Genomic DNA, 19,525 nt, shown 5'->3' with positions numbered 1-19,525 from the left:
GATGGTGGAGCGGCGGCGGTGCAACCGCCGTCTTCGCGGCGGCCCCTCCACCATGCTGCGCATGGTCCCCCTCCCCAAGCAAGCTTGGGGAGGATCATTTCGCGCCCTCCAGCGGCAGCTCCGGCTCACGCTCCGCCTTGACGAAGCGTTTCGCCAGCCGTTCGAACGCCAGATAGACGACCGGGGTCGAGAACAGGGTCAGCGCCTGGCTGACGATCAGGCCGCCGGCGATGGCGAGGCCGAGAGGCTGCCGGAGTTCCGCGCCCATGCCGGTGCCGAAGATCAGCGGCACCGCGGCCGCGAGCGCGGCGAAGGTGGTCATCATGATGGGGCGAAAGCGAAGGCGGGCGGCCTGGGTGATCGCCTCCTCCGGCAGCTTGCCCTCGTCGCGCTGGGCGGCGAGGGCGAAGTCGATCATCATGATGGCGTTCTTCATGACGATGCCGATCAGCAGGACGATGCCGATGATCCCGATCACGCCGAGGCCGGTGCCGGTGATCCACAAGGCGAGCAGCGCGCCGAGCGCCGCCGAGGGGAGCGTCGAGAGGATCGTCACCGGATGGACGAAGCTTTCGTAGAGCACGCCGAGCACGATGTAGACGGTGATGACGGCCGCAAGGATCAGCCAGATCTGGTTCTGGAGCGAGGCGCGGAAGGCGTCGGCGGCGCCCAGGAACTGCAGGGTCACCGTCTCCGGCATCCCGATCCGCTGTTGAGCGGCGGTGATCTCCGACACGGCGTGGCCGAGCGACACGCCCGGCGTCAGGTCGAAGCCGATGGTGGCGGCGGGGAACTGGGCGACGCGGGTGACCTGCAAAGGCGCGGTGCCCGTGCGGATGGTGGCGATGGCGGGCAGGGGCACGGCAGTGCCCGCGCTGTTCGGAACATAGAGGCGCTGCAAGGCGTCGGGCGTCGTCAGCATCCCCGGCTGGCCTTCGAGGATCACGCGATACTGCCCCGCCTCGGTAAAGATGGTCGAGATGATCCGCTGGCCGAATGCATTGTAGAGCGCGTTGTCGAGATCCTCGGCGGTGATGCCGAGCCGGGCGGCGCTGTCCCGGTTGAGCGAGATCACCACCGATGAGCCCTTGTCCTGCACGTCGGACGTGACGCGGCCGAGCGCGGTCACGTTGCGGAGTTCCGCGGCCAGCTTGCCCGCCCAGCTTTCGACCAGCGCCTGATCCGCGCCTTGCAGCGAGACGCGGTAGGTGGTCGGCCCACCCTCCGCGTCGATCGTCAGATCCTGCACGGGCCGAACGTAGAGGCTGACGCCGGGTATGCCCGCCACCCGCGCGCGCAGGTCGGCGAGGATGTCGGCCTGTCCCCCGCGATCCTCCTTGGCCGTAAGGTTGATGAGCATCCGGCCCTGGTTGATCGACGGGTTCTGTCCGTCGACGCCGACGTTCGAACTGAGGCTCTCCACTTGCCGGTTGGCGAGCAGGGCATCGGCGACGCGGCGCTGGATGCGCGACATCTCGGCAAAGGAGACGGCCTGGTCGGTGGCGATCACCGCCTGCACCTGGCCGGTGTCCTGTTCGGGGAACAGGTTCTTCGGAATGACAATGAACAGGAGGGCGGTGAGCGCCACCGTCGCGGCGAACGCGAGCAGGGTCAGTCCCTGTCGCGCCAGCACCCATTCGAGACCGCGCGAATAGCGGTGCGCGGTGCGGTCGAACCAGTCCTGCGTGGCGCGGGCGATGCGGGGGATGCGCATCTCGTGTTCCGGCTTCAGCCAGCGTGCGGCGAGCATGGGCGTCAGCGTCAGCGCCACCACCGCCGAAATCAGGATGGTGCAGGCGAGGCTGACCGCGAACTCGCGGAACAGCCGGCCGACCACGTCGCCCATGAAGAGAAGCGGGATCAGCACCGCGATCAGGCTGGCGGTCAGCGTGATGATGGTGAAGCCGATCTCCTGCGCGCCCTTCAGCGTGGCGGTCATCGGATCGTCGCCATCCTCGATATGGCGGGCGATGTTCTCGATCACCACGATGGCGTCGTCCACCACGAAGCCGGAGGCGATGGTCAGCGCCATCAGCGTCAGGTTGTTGAGGCTGAAGCCCAGCAGGTACATCGCCGCGCACGCCCCGATCAGCGACAGCGGCACGGCAACGCTGGCGATGATCGTCGCTTGCGGGCTGCCGATGAACAGGAAGATGACGATCGTCACCAGCACGACGGCGAACACCAGTTCGATCTGCACGTCGTGGACCGAGGCGCGGATGCCGGAAGTGCGGTCGGTCAGGAGCGTCATGTGGACGTCGGCGGGCAAGGTCTCGGCAAGGTCGGGCAGCGCCGCCTTGATCGCGTCCACCGTGGCGATGACGTTCGCCCCCGGCTGACGCTGCACGTCGAGGATGATCGCGGGCGTCTTGTTCATCCAGGCGGCAACGCGAGCGTTCTCCGCACCGTCCACCACTGTTGCCACGTCGGAGAGGCGGACGGGCGCATCGTTGACATAGCCGATCGTCAGGCTGCGATATTCGTCGGCGGTGGCGAGTTGATCGTTGGACTCGATCGACCAGCTCCGTGTCTCCCCGTCGAAGCTGCCCTTTGCGCCGTTCGAATTGGCGGCGGAGATCGCGGTGCGCAGGGACTCGAGCGACAGGCCGCGCGCCGCCAGCGCCTGCACATTCGCCTGGATGCGGACAGCGGGCCGCTGCCCGCCGGAGAGCGAGACGAGGCCGACGCCGGAGATCTGCGAGACCTTGTTGGCGATGCGCTGATCGACCAGGTTCTGGACTTGCGGCATCGACCGGGTGTCGGAGGTGAAGCCGAGGCTGAGCACCGCCACGTCGGCCGGGTTGATCTTGGCGTAGGTCGGCGGCGCGGGGAGATCGTCCGGCAGGAGCGAATCCGCCGCGTTGATCGCCGCCTGAACCTCCTGCTCGGCGACATCCAGAGACAGCGACAGCTCGAACTGCAGGGTGATGACCGAGGCACCCGCCGAGGAGGTCGAGGACATCCGCGACAGGCCGGCCATCTCGCCGAACTGGCGCTCCAGCGGGCCGGTGACGGTTACCGCCATCACGTCGGCGCTTGCCCCCGGATAGGAGGTGCGCACCTGGATCGTCGGATAGTCGACCTGTGGCAGCGCCGAGAGCGGCAGCATGCGGTAGCCGATCAGCCCGGCGAGCAGGATCGCCAGCATGAAGAGCGTGGTCGCGACCGGCCGGCGGATGAACGGCCGCGAGGGGTTGAGACCGCCCGGCGACTGGACGGATTCGACCGCGTCGCTCACTGCGACCGGCGACGCCGCTGACCGTCGCCCCTGCGCGCGCCCTGACCGGGCAAGGTGATCTTGGCGCCATCCTCCAGGCTGTCCGCGCCCTCGCTCACGACCTGCTCGCCCGCCTTTACGCCAGAGAGGATGACGGTCGTGCCGCCGGTGCTCGGCCCGGTGGTGACCGGGCGCATCTCGGCTGTGCCATCGGCCTTGGCGATGAAGACGAAGCTGCCCTTGTTGCCGTTGCGGATCGCGTTGACTGGGAGCGTGATCGCGCCCCGCAGCGTGTCTGCGCGGATCACGACGTTGACGAACTGGTTGGGGAACAGCGCGCCGCCGGGATTGGCGAAGCGGGCCTTGGCGCGGACGGTGCCGGTCGCGGCGTCGATCTGGTTGTCGAGCGTCAGGAAGCGGCCGCGCGCGAGCTCGGTCGTGCCCGCCTGATCGAATGCCACCACCTCCAGCGAGGGATCGGCGGCGAGGCGCTTCTGCAGCTTGGGCAGTTCCTGCTGCGGAAGCGCGAAGCTGACGTCGATCGGACTGGTCTGGGTGATGACGACGATGCCGTTGGTGTCGGACGGCGTCAGGTAATTGCCGATGTCCGCCTGACGAAGGCCGATCTTGCCCGAGACCGGGGCAACGATGCGGGTGTAGCCGAGGTTGAGCCTGGCGTTCGCCACCGACGCACGGTTGGCGGTAACCGCGCCCTCATACTGGCCGACGAGCGCCTGCTGGTTATCCACCTCGCTCTTCGCGATGGAGTCCTGCGACAGGAGGGTGCGGAACCGTTGCAGGTTGGTGCGCGCGACCGCCAGCTGCGCCTGGTTCTGGGCGAGGTTGCCCTGCGCCTCGCGCAGCGCGTTCTCATAGGGACGCGGATCGATCTGGGCGAGGCTCTGGCCCTTGCTGACCACCTGCCCCTCGGTGAAGTTGATCGCCAAGAGCACGCCCGAAAGCTGCGTCCGGACCGTCGCCGCGACCACCGGCTGGACGGTGCCGATCGCGGTCAGCGTGACCGGAACGTCCTTCGCCACGGCTTTGGCCAGGCCGACCGTCGCCGGGGGACGCCGCCGTTCCTCCTTCTCGGACGATCCGGACATGAAGTACCAGAAGACCAGCGCGATCGCCGCGAGGACGGCGCCGACCAGCAGGATGCTGCGATAGCGGGAACGGGCCGGCAGAACGGGCTCTTCGGCGGTCAAGAAAGGCTCCGGTCGTCGGGGAGAGGGCGGATCGGCTAGACACGCCGAAATGACGCGTCGCTGAATGCGTCATAGCCGCGACCGGCTCAACTGAAACTGAACGGCCCGCCATTCCGGAATGCAGAAAGGCGGGCCGGCCGGATTACATGCTCTTCAGCATGTCGATATGGTGCTGCACCACCGGCGCGATCTTGGCGGCGGCGGCCTTCAGCGGGGCGGCGGTGCCTTCGGTCGCATAGCCCTTGTGCAGTGCCAACGCCTTCATATGCGCCTGCTTCTGCTGGGCGATGTAGGCGGCATCACGCTGCTTGCCGGTCGCGGCCTTCAGCTCGCCGATCATCTTTTCCTGCTCGGGCATCAGCTTGGGCGGGGGCGCCGTCACGCCCGCCTTGGCAGCGGCGGCCTTCACGTCGGCCGTGCTCTTGCTGTGATCGGTCACCATCATCGAGGCGAAGGACTTCACCTTCGGGTCCTGCGTGGTCGCGAGCACGAGCTTGCTCGACTCCTGCTCGTAGAGGTCGCTGGCACCCGCCTTCTTCACGAAGTCGAGCGGCGCCGGCGCGGCTGCGAGAGCGGGGGCGGCGACCATCAGCGCCGCCGGGATCATCAGATGCAATGCCTTCATGTCGTCTCTCCTGACTTATCGAGTTCGTACGGCACGAGCCTAAGCGAATGCAGGCGGCGCGAAGCTCCGTTCCTGTTGAGCGCGCCATGTGGCCTGAACAAAGCGTGGATCGCCTCGTTCCCGATAAACGAGCGATCAGATGAACATGGGCCGTGTCAGCCGCGCTTGAACGGGGTCATTTCGGCCAGCATCTCGATGTTTTCGGCGATCGCGCGGCGTTCCGCGTCCAGATAATCAGCGACGGCGCGGCGGAAGCCCGCATGGGGGATGAAGTGCGCCGAATAGGTCGCGGCTGGTTCGTAGCCGCGCGCGAGCTTGTGTTCGCCCTGCGCGCCCGCCTCCACCCGCGACAGCCCGCGCGCGATGGCGGCGTCGATCGCCTGGTAATAGCATAGCTCGAAATGGAGGAACGGCACGTCCTCGGTGCAGCCCCAATAGCGGCCGTAGAGCGTATCCGCGCCGATCAGGTTGAGCGCGCCGGCGATCGGCTCCTCACCGCGATAGGCCAGCACCAGCAGGACACGGTCGGCGAGATGCTCGCCCAGCAGCGTGAAGAACCGGCGAGAGAGATAGGGACGTCCCCATTTCCGCGATCCGGTGTCCTGGTAGAAGTGCCAGAAGGCGTCCCAATGCGCCTCGGTCAACTCGGCGCCAGTGACATGCTCGATCCGCAGCCCCTCGACCGCCGCGGCCCGCTCCTTGCGGATGGTCTTGCGCTTGCGGGAGGAGAGGGCGTCGAGGAAGTCGTCGAAGCTGGCATAGCCGCGATTGAGCCAGTGGAACTGGCGGTCGGTGCGGATCAGCCAGCCCGCCGCCTCGAACATCGGCACTTCCGCCGGATCGATGAAGGTCGCGTGAGCCGAGGACATGCCGGTCTGCTCGACCAGCGCCTCCGCGCCGGCGATCAAAGCGGGCGCGAGCGCGGGGTCACGGGTCAACAGGCGCGGGCCGGGGACGGGCGAGAACGGCACGGCGATCTGCAGCTTGGGGTAATACTCCCCGCCCGCGCGGTGCCAGGCATCGGCCCATGCATGATCGAAGACATATTCGCCCTGGCTGTGGCTCTTCGCATAGGCCGGCATCGCGGCGGCGAGGCGTCCGTCCGCTCCGTCGATCAGGATCGGCAGCGGCTGCCATCCGCTGCGGGACGTGGCGCTGCCGGACTCTTCCAGCGCGCTTAGGAAAGCGTGGGAGAGGAAGGGGTTGGCAGTGCCCGCGCAGGCGTCCCACGCATCGGGGGAGAGCGCCGCAATGCCCGCGCCGGTGCGGACGACCTGTCCGCCCTTGGGCATGCGTTCAGGCCTTCAGCGCCACGATGGCGTCGATCTCGACAGCGGCCCCCAGCGGCAGGACGGCGACGCCGACAGCGCTGCGGGCATGGCGGCCGGCCTCTCCGAACAGCTCGACCATCAGCTCCGACGCGCCGTTCGCGACCTTGGGCTGCGCGGTGAAATCTGGCGTCGAGCTGACGAACACGCCGAGCTTGACGATCCGCTCGACCCGATCGAGCGAGCCCGCCGCCTTCTTGATCTGCGCCAGGATGGAGAGACCGCAGGCCTTCGCCGCCTCATAGCCATAGGCTTCATCGCGATCCTGCCCAAGGCGGCCGGCCATCAGCATGCCATCGCGGAACGGAAGCTGGCCGGAGAAGTGGAGCAGCCCGCCCGCTTCCACCACGGGAACATAGGCCGCCACGGGCAGGGGGGCTTCGGGAAGGGTGAGGCCGAGTTCGGCGAGTTTCGCGTCGATGCTCATGCCCGCTCCGTGCGCCTCCGCGCGGGCGGAGGTCAAGCCGCGCTTGCCGCGAAGCGGGAAAGTCTTTGCTTCTCCACCGGTCGAGTGGTGTTAGCGACGCGGGATCGTTGGAGAAACCATGCGCAAGATATTCGCCGCCTTCGCCTTGGCTGTTCTCGCCGCCACGCCCGCATTGAGCGCGGTCACCCTGCTGAACGTCTCCTACGATCCGACCCGGGAGCTTTACCAGGCGATCAACCCCGCCTTCGCGCGCGCGTGGAAGGCGCGGACCGGAAAGACGGTCGAGATCAAGATGAGCCACGGCGGATCGGGCAAGCAGGCGCGAGCGGTGATGGACGGTCTCAAGGCCGATGTGGTCACCCTGGCGCTCGCCAACGATATCGACGAGATCGCGGCCCGGGGCCTTATCGCCCGGACATGGCAGAAGCGGCTGCCGCTCAATTCGACACCCTATTACTCGACCATCGTGTTCCTGGTGCGGAAGGGCAATCCTAAGGGCATCCACGACTGGAACGATCTGGTCCGGCCCGGGGTCGGCGTCGTCACGCCCAATCCGAAGACCGGCGGCGCGCCGCGCTGGGCTTATCTCGCTGCCTGGGGCTACGCCACCAAGATCCTCGGCCATGCCAAGGCGCGCGACTTCGTGAAGCGGCTCTATGGCAATGTCGTGGTGCTCGATTCCGGCGCGCGGGGTTCCGCCACCACCTTCATGCAGCGAGGCCAAGGCGATGTCCTGCTCACCTGGGAGAACGAGGCGCTGCTCGCCCAGAAGGAAAGCGGGGCCGGGGGGTACGAGATCGTCTATCCCTCGGTGTCGATCCTCGCCGAGCCTTCGGTCGCGGTGGTCGATGCGAACGTGGCGCGTCAGGGTACGGCGAAGGTCGCGGAGGCGTATCTCCGCTTCCTCTATACGCCGGAGGCGCAGGAGATCATCGCTCGCAATTTCTACCGCCCGCGCGACCCGGCGGTATTGAAGCGCCACCGCGCGCTGTTCCGGCCGATCCAGCTGTTCACGATCGATCGCAATTTCGGCGGCTGGCGGCGCGCGCAAGAGGCGCACTTCGTCGACGGCGCGACCTTCGACCAGATCTACACGAAGGGCAGGTAGATGCCCCTCGACGGGTCGATTATTCTACAGCGTCCATCGGTCCAGCGGGCCGAAGTTGCGGTGGCGCCAGAGGCCCTTCAGGTCGGCGAGCAGGCCACCGTCCGCGACCAGCGCTGCGGGGTCCTCTAAGTCTCGGTACTCGGCGTGCGGCACGGCGGCGAGGACCACATCGTAGCGGCTCTCCAGCGCATCCGCCGCCAACGCGATCCCATACTCGTGCCGCGCCTCTTCCGCGCTCGCCAGCGGATCGTGGACCGTCACCTTGTGGCCCAGCCACTCAAGCCGGCGGACTACGTCGACCACGCGGCTGTTGCGCAGGTCGGGCACGTTCTCCTTGAAGGTCAGGCCGAGGATGAGGACGGACCCCGCCTTTCCACCGCGCCGCCCATGGAGGCGGTCCGCCACCCAGGCGCCCATGCCGTCGTTGATCGAGCGGCCGGAGAGGATCACGCGCGGCTCGTGTCCCAGTTCCTGTGCGAGATGGGCGAGGTAGAAGGGGTCCACGCCGATGCAGTGGCCGCCGACGAGGCCCGGCTGAAAGTTCAGGAAGTTCCACTTGGTGCCCGCAGCGTCCAGCACGTCCCAGATCGACAGGTCCGCATCGGCGAAGATGCGGGTGATCTCATTCATGAAAGCGATGTTGATGTCGCGCTGGGCGTTCTCGATGACCTTCGCCGCTTCCGCCGCGCGGATCGAGGCCGCGCGGAACACCCCCGCGCTGGTGACCTTGCAATAGATTTCGGCGAGCCGCTCGGTAACCTCGGGCGTCTCCCCCGCGACCACCTTCACGATGCGGTCGACGGTGTGTTCGCGGTCGCCGGGATTGATGCGCTCGGGCGAGTAGCCGAGCAGGAAGTCGCGGCCGCGCTTCGGCCCCTGATCCTCGATGATCGGGCCGCAGACATCCTCGGTCACGCCCGGATAGACGGTGCTTTCGTACACGACGATCGCGCCGCTGCCCGGTTCGATCAGGCGGCCGACGCTGCGGCTGGCGGAGCGGACGGGGCCGAGATCGGGGCGGTTGGCGCGGTCTACGGGAGTGGGGACGGTGACGATGTAGACGTCCGCGCCCTTGGCATCGCTCTCATAGGCGGTGAGCGTCAGGCTGCTTTCGGCGAGCTGGTCGGCGGTGATCTCGTTGGTGCGATCGTGGCCGGCGCGCAGTTCGGTGACGCGGGCGATGTCGATGTCGAGGCCGGTCGTCGGGAAATGACGGGCGAGTGCCACCGCCAAAGGCAGGCCGACATAGCCGAGGCCGACGACGACGATGCGGGGCGGATTGTTCTGGTTCATTCCCGCCGCACCTAGCAGGCCGCTCCCCGCTTGCAATCCGGTTGAACCTGCGGCTGGAAGGATCGTTGTTGCGGCGAACCGAATGCCGACATGTTCAGGGAGTGCCAGCCATGCGTATCAAGATCGCCGCCGTCGCGGCCGTTTCCGTCCTCGCGCTTGCCGGCTGCATGACCGACGGGACGAAGAAGCCGGCGGCGGGCAAGGTCGCACATGCCGCGCTGTCGAACGCCAGCGGTGAGATCAAGGGGCGGGCGAGCATCCAGGAGACGCGGGATGGCCTGGTCGTGCGGCTGAATGCCGAGGGCATGGAGCCGGGCATCTACGCCTTCCACATCCACACCACCGGCAAGTGCGACGCGCCGAAGTTCGAAACGGCGGGCGGGCATTGGAACCCGACAATGAAGCAGCACGGCAAGGACAATCCCGCCGGGCAGCATATGGGCGACATGCCGAACCTTGAGGTGAAGGGCGACGGCGCGGGCGAGCTGGTCTACACCGTGCCCGGCGGGAAGCTCGCCTCCGGGCCGATGCCGCTGTTCGACGCGGACGGCGCGGCGCTGATGATCCACGAGAAGGCGGATGACTACCGGACGGACCCGACCGGCGCGGCCGGCGGGCGGATGGCTTGCGGCGTGGTGATGCCGGGGTGAGCGGGGCTTTTGACCCGTCACCCCAGCGAAGGCTGGGGTCCATGGCTGGTCCAAACGCGAGCGCCTCCGTCCGACGGCACCTTCGCTCCCGAACTTTGTCCCTAACTTACAGAGACATGGACCCCAGCCTTCGCTGGGGCGACGGAAAGGCCCGCCCGCCAGAACATCGCCATCGCGAGCGGGATCGTCGCCAGCGCCAACAGCATCGCTAGGCACAGGTCGCCGGTCGCGTCGCTAATGAGGCCGACCAGATACGGACCCAGGCCCAGCCCGATCAGGTTGGTGCCGAGGAACTGTAGCGCCGTCGCCGTGCCGCGCTGGTCGGGGGCGACGCGGTCCTGCGCGGCGGCGAAGATTGGGGCGAGCCACATCGGCTGGAGCAGGTTCGCGGCCGCGTTGGCGGCGTAGAACTGGGTCATGTCGCGCGCGGTCAGCATCCAGGCCCAGGCTGCGGCGGCGAGCGCCAGGACGGTGATCGCAACGAAGATCCGCCCCTTCACGCTGCGCCGATGCGCGGCGTCGGCGAGGAGGCCCGCGAGGATCGTGCCCGCGCCGCCCATCACGCAGGCGATCAGGCCGAGCGTCGGCGCATCGGCGGGGGTGAGGCCGAGCGCCTGTTTGCCGTAGGTGAAGGTGAAGCCCGCCATCGCATAGCCGGCGACGCTGACCACCCCGCCGCCGATCGCGAGCAGGCGGAAGGCGCGCGCGCCGGCCGTCGCGGCAAAGGCGGCGGGGTTGCGGTGGCGAAGGAGGGCGAGCCAGCCCGCCGCGCCGTGGATGCCTAAGCCGATCGCCACCCATTGCACGACATTGGTGGTCACCGGCACGCCGAAGGGGTTGGCAAGCGCGGTGCGCCGGGTTTCGGAGAGGAACGGATCGGTGAGCGCGATCACGGTGACGGTGAAAGCGACGGTTGCCGCGAGTACCAGCGTCTGCCGGCGCGCGGCTCCGGCGGAGACCTGGGCGGCGAGGGTCAGGCTGGAGAGGCCGGGGACGAACATGGCGAGATCGGCGGGGATCCCGGCCAGTGCCGACCTCCCGTCGCTTTCACCGTTCCGTTCTGGTTCGCGCACGGTCAGCGCGATGAGGAGCGCGAGGGCGAGACCGGGGAGCCCGGCGATCAGGTACGACGCCTGCCAGCCCGCCAGGCCGAACGGTGGCGCTGCAGCCGGCCAGCCGGCGAGGACATAGCCGCCGAGCGCCATCGACGCGCCGATGCCGATATAGATACCTGACTGGTAGACGGCGATCGCGGTCGCACGGCGCTCCGGAGGGAAGTGGTCCTGGAGGAGGGAAAAGGCGGCCGGGGCGGCGCTCGCCTCCCCGATGCCGACGAGCGCGCGGAGCGCGGCGAGCTGGCCGAAGTTGCCGGCCAACGCCGATAGGGCGGTAACGAGCGACCAGGCGGCGAGACCGAGGGCGAGGGTCGCCACACGGTTCCACCCGTCCACCAGCCGGGCGAGCGGCAAAGCGAACAGCGCGTAGCACAGCGCGAAGGCGGTGCCGAAGAGCAGGCCGAGTTCCGCATCGCCGACCGCGAACGCCGCCTTCAGCGCGGGGCCGAGGACGCTGACGATCTGTCGGTCGACGAAGTTGAGGACGTAGACAAGGGTGAGGAGCGCGAGGACGTAGAGGGGGTAGGCCTTGCGCATCCGCTTGTCCGACAAGGCCCTCTCCCCTTGTGGGAGAGGGTGGGGAGAGGGGATCGGATCGGCCGGCTCAATGCCGGACGAGACGACGTCGCCCTCAGAGGCGTCGAGCCTCTTCGGTCGAACCCCTCACCCTGGCCCTCTCCCACAAGGGGAGAGGGAAGGGAAGAAGGGGAGGGTGGTCAGGCCAGAGGATATTGCTCCGCCACCTCATAGACCGAACCCTCATGGCCGAGATGGCTTTCGTAGAGCCGGAAGTCCTCGACCGTGAACGCCGGGCTGCTCAGCGCGGCGAGGCGGGCGAGGAGGGGTTCGAGCGGGCCGGTGCCAGCGCCGAGCCGCGCGACGGTGATGTGCGGCACGAAGGCGCGGCGTTCGGGCGGCACACCGGCGCTGTCGAGGGCGCGGGCGACCTTGGCCTGGAGGGTCTTGAGCGGGTCGCTGGAGGCGATGCCTGCCCAGACGGTGTCGATGCGGCCACGCCGGTCGAAGCTGCCGCCGCCCCTCAGGCTCAGTTCGAAGCGAGGATGGTGAACGGCCCCGAGGGCTGCGGCCGCGTCCTCCGCCCGGTGCCGATCCACCGCGCCGATAAAGGCCAAGGTGAGGTGAAGCTGCTCGTCGGACTGGAAGCGCGCGCCGGGCACGCCGCCCATCGAGTCGAGCAGGATGCGACGGATTTCCGCGGGCGGGCGGATCGCGACGAACAACCGGTGCACAGCAATCTCCCAGAAACCCGGTTTCGCTTGAAAATACGCTTGCCGAAGCTGATATTCATCCCTGACCGGCCATAGGTGCCGGACTTTAGGAGCTTAGAATAACATGGCCAATTGGTCCGATCCCCGAACGACCGCCGCGACCGGCCGCACTGTCGGCGTCGGGCGCGAGGCCGCATTCGATGCGGGTCTGCGGTCCTACATGCTGTCTATCTACAACTACATGGCGTCCGGCGTTCTGCTGACCGGCATTGTCGCGCTGCTGTTCGCGCAGAGCGGGCTGGCGGTGCAGGTGCTGACCACCCCGCTGAAGTGGGTCGTCATGCTGGCGCCGCTCGGCTTCGTCATGGCGCTGTCCTTCGGCATCAACCGGATGAAGACGTCGACCGCGCAGGCCTTGTTCTGGGCGTTCGCGGTGGTGATGGGTCTGTCGCTCTCGTCGATCTTCCTGGTCTTCACCGGGCAGTCGATCGCGACCACCTTCTTCGCGACGGCGGCGGCGTTCGCCGGCCTCAGCCTCTACGGCTACACCACCAAGCGTGACCTGTCGGCGTTCGGCACGTTCCTCATCATGGGCGTGGTCGGCATCCTGGTGGCTATGATCGCGAACATCTTCATCCAGTCGACGATGCTGCAGCTGGCGATCAGCGTGCTCGGCGTGCTGCTCTTCGCCGGGCTCACCGCCTATGACACGCAGAAGATCAAGAGCATGTACTTCCAGGTGTCCGGCACCGATTTCGTCGGCAAGTCGGTGGTGATGGGTGCGCTGACCCTCTACCTGGACTTCGTGAACATGTTCACCTTCCTGCTGCAGCTGGTCGGCGACCGCCGCTAAGCTTTCAGCCGAAAGGCCAAGATCGAGACGCCCGCCGGAGCGATCCGGCGGGCGTTTTCTCGTTTCGGCACAGGGCGATCGGTTTGACCGTTCTTTTCGCGCCAGAGTTTCGTCGCACCGAAACGAATAGGATTGTAAAGGTTTGTCAGACTCGGCGGGGGCAATTGTCGTTTCCCCTCTTCCGGACTATGCCGTTCCGACGGGGCCGCACGGCGCAAATTCCATCTGAAAGGATGGATATTGCGGTGGCGGAATTCAGTACGCTGGCTTTGGGTAGTAATCGAAGATGCCTGACGCCCAGTCGCTTTCGTTGCTTAAGAGTTTTTCAAGTGCTTGCCGTATATCAAGCCGACAGGGCCGCAGCGGCGGTGGCGACCTGCAAGCAGAAGGCTCGCGCCGCACGCGAGGATGTTTCGCTTGTGTTATGACCAAGGGTTAGAGGGCTGTCCCGGCCCTTCATCGCACCGGTCGGGTACAGGGCGTGAGTGAGGATAGTCTGTCGTGGCAACTCGTGCAGTGACAAGTCCGGCCAACGACTCGGCGCTGGCCAAAACCCGTCAGAGACATCGGTTCGGCTTCCGTTCGTGGAAGCAATCACGCGTCCTCGGCACTTGGATCGACGACCTCACCATTCCCGAGATCCTCGACCGTCTGGACGAGGGCACGCTTTTCACCATTAACCCCGATCACTTCTGGCACCTGCGCCGGAACCCGGACTTCGTGGCGGCCTATCGCTCCGCGACTTACGTGTCCTGTGACAGCATGTGGGTACTGTGGACGCTGGCCGCCCTCGGGCGCCGCGTTCGTGAGCGTGGCGCCGGCTCTGACATGATGCCGGCCTATTGCGCGCGCCATGCCGCGAACCCCGACGTCAAGATGTTCCTGCTGGGCGCGCAGGACGGCGTGGCAGAGACCGCGCGCCAGAACCTGAACGAGCTTCACGGGCGGGAGATCGTCGTCGATGCGCTTGGCCCGTCGATGAACTTCGTCAACGACGAAGCGGAGATCGACGCGGCGATCGCCCGCGTCAATGCCTCGGGCGCGACCACGCTGGTCATTGGCCTCGGCGCGCCGAAGCAGGAGATCTGGATCAACCGTCACCGGCACCGCATGCCGGGCGTGAAGGTCTTCATGGCGCTGGGCGCGGCGCTCGATTTCGAGGCGCATAATCTGAAGCGCGCGCCCCGCTTCATGCGGATGGTCGGCCTGGAATGGCTGTTCCGCCTTGCGATGGAGCCGCGCCGGCTCTGGTGGCGCTACGTGCGCCAGATCGAGTTCTTCTGGTTCGCCATGCTCGACGGCCTGGGTTTTTATCGCGCGCCGGCCACCTCGCCCGCCAAGGATTGAGGGTAAGGCGGGTACGCCCCGCCGCCGCTTCAGCCCTTCTGTTCAGGCATCAGGGCGTCGTCTAGCTCGGTCGCGCGGACATGGGCCGGCCGCTTCTCCAAGCCTTCCCAATAGGTCCGGAAAGCGGGGCGATCCGGGATCGAGCCGAACATGAGTCCCCAGCCGATCTGGCTGCCGACATAGACGTCCGCTGCCGAGAAGCGATCGCCGGCGACGAAGCTCTTCCCCGTGACCGCATGTTCCAGCGTGTCCATCGCCGCGTCGAAGGAGCCGTAGCCGACCATGCGGCTGCGATCGGCAGGGATCTCGAGCCCGAGCGCCTTGTCCGTCACCGCCGCCTCGATCGGGCCGGCGGCGAAGAACATCCAGCGAAGATATTCGGCACGCGCCGGAGAGGTGGGGAGGGGGCAAGCCCCGCCTCCGGAAACACATCCGCCAGATAGGCGCAGATCGCCGCGCACTCCGTGACGACGGCGTCGCCGTGGATCAGCGTCGGCACCTTGCCCAGCGGGTTGGCGGCGAGGAGCGCGGGCGGCTTCGGCGCGTCATAGGCGACGATCTCGACCTCGTAGGGCTTGCCGATTTCCTCCAGCATCCAGCGGGCGATGCGGCCGCGCGACATCGGGTTCGTGTAGAGCTTGAGATCGGCCATGTGCGGTTCCTTCGGGATCAGGCGACGCCGTTGGACTTGAAGAAGGCGAGCATGCGTGCCCAGCCGTCGGCCGCCGCAGCGGCGTCGTAGCTGGGACGGTAATCGGCGTGGAAGCCGTGTTCGGCCCCAGGGTAAAGGTGGATCGAGGAGCCGGTCTTGCCGGTCGCATCGAGCGCGGCGCCCATCGCCCGGACATCCTCCGCCGGGATGCCCTTGTCCTTGCCGCCGTAGAGGCCGAGGACCGGGGCCTTCAGCTCGCCGGCGCGGGGGATGACGGTCTTGAGCTGGCCGTACCAGGCGACGCCGGCACGGACGTCGGGGTTTGTCATCGCCGCGCGCCAGGTGACGAGGCCGCCCCAGCAGAAGCCGGTGACGCCGATGGCCTTCGGCTTGGAGAAGCGCTGGGCGGCAATCCAGGCGGTTGCCGCGCGAAGGTCGCCATCGACCTGCGCCTCACCCGCCTGCGCGACGATCGCGCGGATCTCCGCCATGTCCGACAGGGCCGGCAGGTTGACGCCGGAGCGGTAGAAGAAGTCCGGCGCGACCGCCGCATAGCCGAGCCTCGCGAGGCGGCGGCAGATGTCCTTGATATAGTCGTGGATGCCGAAGATCTCGTTGACCACGACGATCGTGGCGTGCCGGGACTTGCCCGTCGGACGCGCGACGAAGGCGGGCAAGCCGGTCGGCGTGCCGTTCGAGATGTGTACTTCCTCGCCCGTCAGCCCGTCGGCGGGGGTGACAATCGGCGCCGCCTCGGCCGAGAGGGCCGTCACGGCATAGCCCGCGAAGAACATGGAGGTGACGGCGCGGCGGCTGAGGAGGAGGTCCTCCGGCTCGGTGCCGTCCGGACGGGTCAGGTTGTGCATCGCGTCTCTCCCTCGGTCCCGCCGGGCAGTCTAGCGAGGCGGTGAGGTTTGGCGAGGGGATTCGGGTCCCCGACCCTCACCGGAATCTCGCGCTGCTCCAGCGGATAGCGAGGGCGGCGGCCAGCCCGGCGACCTCTGCCGCCACCTCGATGCGGCGGGAATGCGGGTCGCCCTCCCGCGCGAAATCGAGGGTGAGCCGGGGCGGGTGGCAGGCGGCGGCGAGCACGAGCATCGCGGCGATCACGATCAACCCAAGGCGCATCGGCCATCTCTCCCTGACGGGAGGAGATGAACGCAATCCGCATGAACGGGGAATGAAGCGGGTGCCTAGCGCCGCTCCTCGTCGTCCTTCTCAACCCATGCGCCGGGCTTGCCGTCGCCCTTTTCGGGCGGATCATGCGGAACCTCGCCCTCCTCGTCGGGGCCGAAGGAGGGTTCGGGCTTGTGGCCGCCGGGCCGTTTCGGATCGCTCATTCTTTCTCAATCCCTTCGCGGGCATAAGGTGCCAAGCGCCGCGAAAGATTGGCAATCGCCGCGGACTGTTCAATCCGGGGCGATCACCTTAGTAGCGATAGCGCCCACCGCCACTTGCGAGAACGATGCCGATGTCTCCCGCCAGCCAAGCCGATCAAGCGCCATCGGGCGCGCGTGCGAGCGGCAACATCGTGGGCCGGGCGGCGGCGCTGCCGTCGATCGATCCCGGCGTCTTGCTCGGCCATTTCCGGCGGTTCTGGTTCGTCTGGCTCGGCGCGCTGTGCGTGGCTCTACCGACCTTCTCCTCGGTGGCGCGGATCTCCTGGTCGACCGAACAGGGGGCGCATGGGCCGATCGTGCTGGCCACCGGCATCTGGCTGGTCATGCTGTTGTGGGACGATGCGCGTGCGTCGGCGCGGCCCGGCAATATCACCATCGCCGTCCTGTGGCAGGTGGCGATGCTGGTCCTCTACATCCTGTCGCGAGTCACCGGCATCCTGGAGATCGAGGGCTTCGTCATGTACGGAGCCCTTGTGGCGACGCTCTACGCGTTCATCGGCGGAACGTCGCTCCGCATCATGTGGTTTCCGCTGGTCTATTTCCTGTTCCTCTTTCCCCCGCCGGATCAGATGGTCTGGGCGGTGACGCAGCCGCTCAAACTGGGCATCTCCGCCGGCGTCGTGAACCTGCTTGACATCTTCGGCTATCCCGTGGGGCGCAGTGGCGTGACCATTCAGGTCGATCGGTACGAGCTGCTCGTCGCGGCGGCGTGCGCGGGGTTGAACTCGCTGATCAGCCTTTCCGCGATCGGGCTGTTCTACGTCTACATTCGCCACAATGCGAACTGGCGTTACGCGCTGCTGCTGATGGTCGCGATCGTGCCTGTCGCGGTTCTCGCCAATTTCATGCGGGTGCTCCTCCTCGTCCTGATCACGTACTACTTCGGCGACGCGGCGGCGCAGGGGTTTCTCCACAACTTCGCCGGCGTGACGATGTTCGCGGTCGCGGTGCTCGGCATCTTCGGCGTGGACGCGCTGGCCAGTCCGCTCCGTGAGCGGCTGGGGCGGGGAGCTGCGGCATGAGCGAGAGCGCGAAGATGAACCGGCGGCAGCTGCTGTTCGGGGGCACGATGCTGGCCGCGGCGGGCCTTGCCTGGTGGCGGATGCCCCATGCCGAGACGCGGCTGATCGACCCCAGCGACGTGGATACCGTCATCCCGACCCAGATCGGCCCCTGGGTGTTCGAGACCAAGTCCGGCCTGGTCCTGCCGCCGCCCGATCAGCTGGCCGACCAGTTGTACGATCAGGTGATGACCCGGACCTATCAGTCGGTGACCGAACTGCCGATCATGCTGCTGATCGCCTATGGCGGCAGCCAGGACGGCATGCTGACGCTGCATCGACCGGAAACCTGCTATCCGGCGAGCGGATACAGCCTTAGCGACGTGCAGAAGCTGTCGGTTCCCGTGCCGACCGGGGGCACGATCCCGGGGCGGTTCTTCACCGGCGCGGCGCGCGAGCGGACGGAGCAGGTGCTGTACTGGACGCGAATTGGGGAGCACTTCCCCGGCGACTGGGCGGAGCAGCGCTGGGTCCTCGCGGCCGACAACCTCAAGGGATTGATCCCTGACGGTGTGCTGGTGCGCATGTCGACGATCACGAACGACGCCGCACAGGCACAGGCGACGCTGACCAAGTTCATCCAGATGCTGGTCGCGTCCTCGCCGAAGCTCGGACGCCGGCTCCTGCTCGGAGATGCACGCGCGGGGGCCTAGCCCCGATTACCGCGGTGGCGAGAAGGGGCGGAGGAACACCCAGGTGTAGCCGAGGGTGGCGAGGATCACGACGACGGCGAGCACGTGGAGCATCGCATTCCCCTCGTCCCAGCCCTTGTTGCCCAGCCAGTTCGCGACCGCGCAGCCGACGGAGGCGCCGAGATACTGCCAGATTGAGTCGTTGTCCCGCTGCGGCCCTACGGAGCGGTGCAGGAAAAGAACGATCAGCCCGGCGAAGATGGCGACGGTGACCCAGTCGTAGGGGGTTTCCACAGTACGGCTCCTTTAACTGTCATGCGGTATGCGAGGGCGTGGAGCCCGCCAAGAAAATTCGTTCGCCTCACCGGCGGCTCGGCTCTATCTACACCCCAAATCTGACGAAGGAGTTTGCGATGCCGTTCGGTCCCATGAAGCGCAGCCTTGCGGTGGCGCTGATCGGCGCTTCCGCCCTGGCGCTTGCCGCCTGCGGCCCCAAGGCGCCCGAAGGTCAGGTCGTCGCGACGGTCGATGGCGAGGAAGTGACCCTGCCAGAGGTGAACGCGGAGGCGCAGGCCGCCAACGTGCCCGCCGACGCCGACAAGAAGCAGATCATGCCGGCGCTGGTGAAGCAGGTGGTGGACCGCAAGCTGCTGGTCGAGGTCGCCAAGGAGAAGGGCATCGACAAAAGCCCCGAATTCCTGGTGCAGAAGCGGCGCATGGAAGAGCTGCTGATGGCCGAGCTGCTCGCCAAGCAGCTGGTTGGCGGGCTGGCCGTGCCGACCAAGGCCGATATCGACAAGTTCATGGGTGAGAACCCGAGCATCTTCGCGCAGCGTACGGGCTATGCCCTTGAGCAGATCCGCTTCGCACGGCCGACCGACGCGAGCCTGGTGAAGCAGCTGGAGCCGGCGAATACGCTGGACGAGGTAGCGGCGATCCTGACGAAGAACAACGTCAAGTTCGAGCGCGGCCCGGCGCAGCTCGACGCCGGCACCTTGCCGCCGGAGGTCGCCAAGCGGATCAGGGAGCTGCCGGCGGGCATGCCGTTCGTGGTCCCAACCGGCCAGATCATCACGGTCAGCGTGGTGAAGGCCAGCCAGCCGATCGCGGTGCCTCAGGCCGCCGCCCAGCAGCTCGCCGCCAATGCGCTGCGCCAGCAGAATGCGGGCAAGACGCTGACCCAGACCCTCGACGCGCAGCGGGCGAAGGCGAAGATCACTTATCAGCCCGGCTATGCGCCGCCGGCGCCGGGTGCGCCTGCGGCCGGGGCAAAGCCGGCGAAGTAAGGACGGCGCTCACGATCCTCCCCCTGGCGGGGGGAGGTGTCGCTGCCAAGCGACGGAGGGGGCGGGCGGCGTCGCACTCTGGATCGAGGGGGCC

At 67.4% G+C, this 19,525-nt stretch carries 19 protein-coding genes and 1 pseudogene; 7 read left to right on the top strand and 13 right to left on the bottom strand.

What is annotated here, in order from left to right:
• Positions 1-94 precede the first annotated feature (94 nt).
• The 5 genes from ACM608_RS11905 to ACM608_RS11885 form a co-directional block, all read right to left on the bottom strand.
• On the bottom strand, positions 95-3,238 hold the full coding sequence (locus ACM608_RS11905) for an efflux RND transporter permease subunit (RefSeq protein WP_419683432.1): 3,144 nt from the start codon (positions 3,236-3,238) through the stop codon (positions 95-97).
• A complete protein-coding gene (locus ACM608_RS11900) occupies positions 3,235-4,425 on the bottom strand; it encodes an efflux RND transporter periplasmic adaptor subunit (protein WP_419683431.1) in 1,191 nt (396 codons plus the stop codon). Before ACM608_RS11900 ends, ACM608_RS11905 begins: the two co-directional genes overlap by 4 nt.
• Positions 4,426-4,567: 142 nt before the next feature.
• On the bottom strand, positions 4,568-5,050 hold the full coding sequence (locus ACM608_RS11895) for a DUF4142 domain-containing protein (RefSeq protein ID WP_419683430.1): 483 nt from the start codon (positions 5,048-5,050) through the stop codon (positions 4,568-4,570).
• A gap of 155 nt (positions 5,051-5,205) precedes the next feature.
• Entirely contained in the window at positions 5,206-6,342 is a 1,137-nt protein-coding gene (locus ACM608_RS11890) for a GNAT family N-acetyltransferase (RefSeq protein ID WP_419683429.1), read from the bottom strand.
• 4 nt (positions 6,343-6,346) lie between these two features.
• Complete coding sequence (locus ACM608_RS11885) at positions 6,347-6,805, bottom strand: RidA family protein (protein ID WP_419683428.1); 459 nt, start codon at positions 6,803-6,805, stop codon at positions 6,347-6,349.
• A 118-nt stretch (positions 6,806-6,923) separates the two neighbouring features.
• Between ACM608_RS11885 and ACM608_RS11880 the strand changes: the two genes are divergently transcribed.
• Entirely contained in the window at positions 6,924-7,913 is a 990-nt protein-coding gene (locus ACM608_RS11880) for a sulfate ABC transporter substrate-binding protein (protein WP_419683427.1), read from the top strand.
• Between the two features lie 24 nt (positions 7,914-7,937).
• On the opposite strand, the gene ACM608_RS11875 is transcribed toward ACM608_RS11880, so the two are convergent.
• The gene (locus ACM608_RS11875) at positions 7,938-9,206 is read right to left on the bottom strand and encodes a nucleotide sugar dehydrogenase (protein ID WP_419683426.1); all 1,269 of its coding nucleotides are present in this window, start codon (positions 9,204-9,206) and stop codon (positions 7,938-7,940) included.
• A gap of 110 nt (positions 9,207-9,316) precedes the next feature.
• Between ACM608_RS11875 and ACM608_RS11870 the strand changes: the two genes are divergently transcribed.
• Complete coding sequence (locus ACM608_RS11870; protein WP_419683425.1) at positions 9,317-9,856, top strand: superoxide dismutase family protein; 540 nt, start codon at positions 9,317-9,319, stop codon at positions 9,854-9,856.
• 101 nt (positions 9,857-9,957) lie between these two features.
• On the opposite strand, the gene ACM608_RS11865 is transcribed toward ACM608_RS11870, so the two are convergent.
• Both ACM608_RS11865 and thpR read right to left on the bottom strand, forming a co-directional pair.
• The gene (locus ACM608_RS11865; protein WP_419683424.1) at positions 9,958-11,523 is read right to left on the bottom strand and encodes an MFS transporter; all 1,566 of its coding nucleotides are present in this window, start codon (positions 11,521-11,523) and stop codon (positions 9,958-9,960) included.
• 164 nt (positions 11,524-11,687) lie between these two features.
• Positions 11,688-12,221, bottom strand: coding sequence for an RNA 2',3'-cyclic phosphodiesterase (gene thpR / locus ACM608_RS11860; RefSeq protein WP_419683423.1), 534 nt, complete (start codon positions 12,219-12,221; stop codon positions 11,688-11,690).
• A 103-nt stretch (positions 12,222-12,324) separates the two neighbouring features.
• On the opposite strand from thpR, the gene ACM608_RS11855 reads away from it, so the two are divergent.
• Together ACM608_RS11855 and ACM608_RS11850 are read left to right on the top strand one after the other, a co-directional pair.
• Positions 12,325-13,053, top strand: a complete 729-nt coding sequence (locus tag ACM608_RS11855; RefSeq protein ID WP_419683422.1) for a Bax inhibitor-1/YccA family protein — start codon at positions 12,325-12,327, stop codon at positions 13,051-13,053.
• 501 nt (positions 13,054-13,554) lie between these two features.
• Positions 13,555-14,400 carry a WecB/TagA/CpsF family glycosyltransferase gene (locus ACM608_RS11850; protein ID WP_419683421.1) on the top strand — a complete coding sequence of 282 codons (846 nt, stop codon included), beginning with the start codon at positions 13,555-13,557 and terminating at the stop codon, positions 14,398-14,400.
• Positions 14,401-14,429: 29 nt separating this feature from the next.
• Here the strand turns inward: ACM608_RS11850 and ACM608_RS11845 are convergent.
• The 4 genes and pseudogenes from ACM608_RS11845 to ACM608_RS11830 form a co-directional block, all read right to left on the bottom strand.
• Positions 14,430-15,052, bottom strand: a pseudogene (locus ACM608_RS11845) (glutathione S-transferase family protein).
• 17 nt (positions 15,053-15,069) lie between these two features.
• Positions 15,070-15,918 carry a dienelactone hydrolase family protein gene (locus tag ACM608_RS11840; RefSeq protein WP_419683420.1) on the bottom strand — a complete coding sequence of 283 codons (849 nt, stop codon included), beginning with the start codon at positions 15,916-15,918 and terminating at the stop codon, positions 15,070-15,072.
• A gap of 76 nt (positions 15,919-15,994) precedes the next feature.
• Entirely contained in the window at positions 15,995-16,180 is a 186-nt protein-coding gene (locus tag ACM608_RS11835; RefSeq protein WP_419683419.1) for a hypothetical protein, read from the bottom strand.
• A gap of 65 nt (positions 16,181-16,245) precedes the next feature.
• Complete coding sequence (locus ACM608_RS11830; RefSeq protein WP_419683418.1) at positions 16,246-16,392, bottom strand: hypothetical protein; 147 nt, start codon at positions 16,390-16,392, stop codon at positions 16,246-16,248.
• Positions 16,393-16,517: 125 nt separating this feature from the next.
• On the opposite strand from ACM608_RS11830, the gene xrtV reads away from it, so the two are divergent.
• Both xrtV and epsI read left to right on the top strand, forming a co-directional pair.
• Entirely contained in the window at positions 16,518-17,474 is a 957-nt protein-coding gene (gene xrtV, locus ACM608_RS11825; RefSeq protein ID WP_419683417.1) for an exosortase V, read from the top strand.
• The gene (gene epsI / locus ACM608_RS11820; protein ID WP_419683416.1) at positions 17,471-18,166 is read left to right on the top strand and encodes an exosortase-associated protein EpsI, V-type; all 696 of its coding nucleotides are present in this window, start codon (positions 17,471-17,473) and stop codon (positions 18,164-18,166) included. The genes xrtV and epsI overlap by 4 nt, the downstream gene beginning before the upstream one ends.
• 6 nt (positions 18,167-18,172) lie before the next feature.
• Here the strand turns inward: epsI and ACM608_RS11815 are convergent, their stop codons facing one another.
• Complete coding sequence (locus ACM608_RS11815; RefSeq protein WP_419683415.1) at positions 18,173-18,439, bottom strand: XrtV sorting system accessory protein; 267 nt, start codon at positions 18,437-18,439, stop codon at positions 18,173-18,175.
• A 119-nt stretch (positions 18,440-18,558) separates the two neighbouring features.
• Between ACM608_RS11815 and ACM608_RS11810 the strand changes: the two genes are divergently transcribed.
• Positions 18,559-19,431 (top strand): EpsD family peptidyl-prolyl cis-trans isomerase, encoded by an 873-nt coding sequence (locus ACM608_RS11810; protein ID WP_419683414.1) that lies wholly within the window; start codon positions 18,559-18,561, stop codon positions 19,429-19,431.
• Positions 19,432-19,525 lie beyond the last annotated feature (94 nt).

Origin of the sequence: Sphingomonas sp. ID0503 (genome assembly GCF_048565625.1) — a bacterium.
Lineage (GTDB): Bacteria > Pseudomonadota > Alphaproteobacteria > Sphingomonadales > Sphingomonadaceae > JBLZUR01.
Note: the sequence above shows the minus strand (reverse complement) of the source record. Positions and strands in the feature narration are given on the sequence as shown.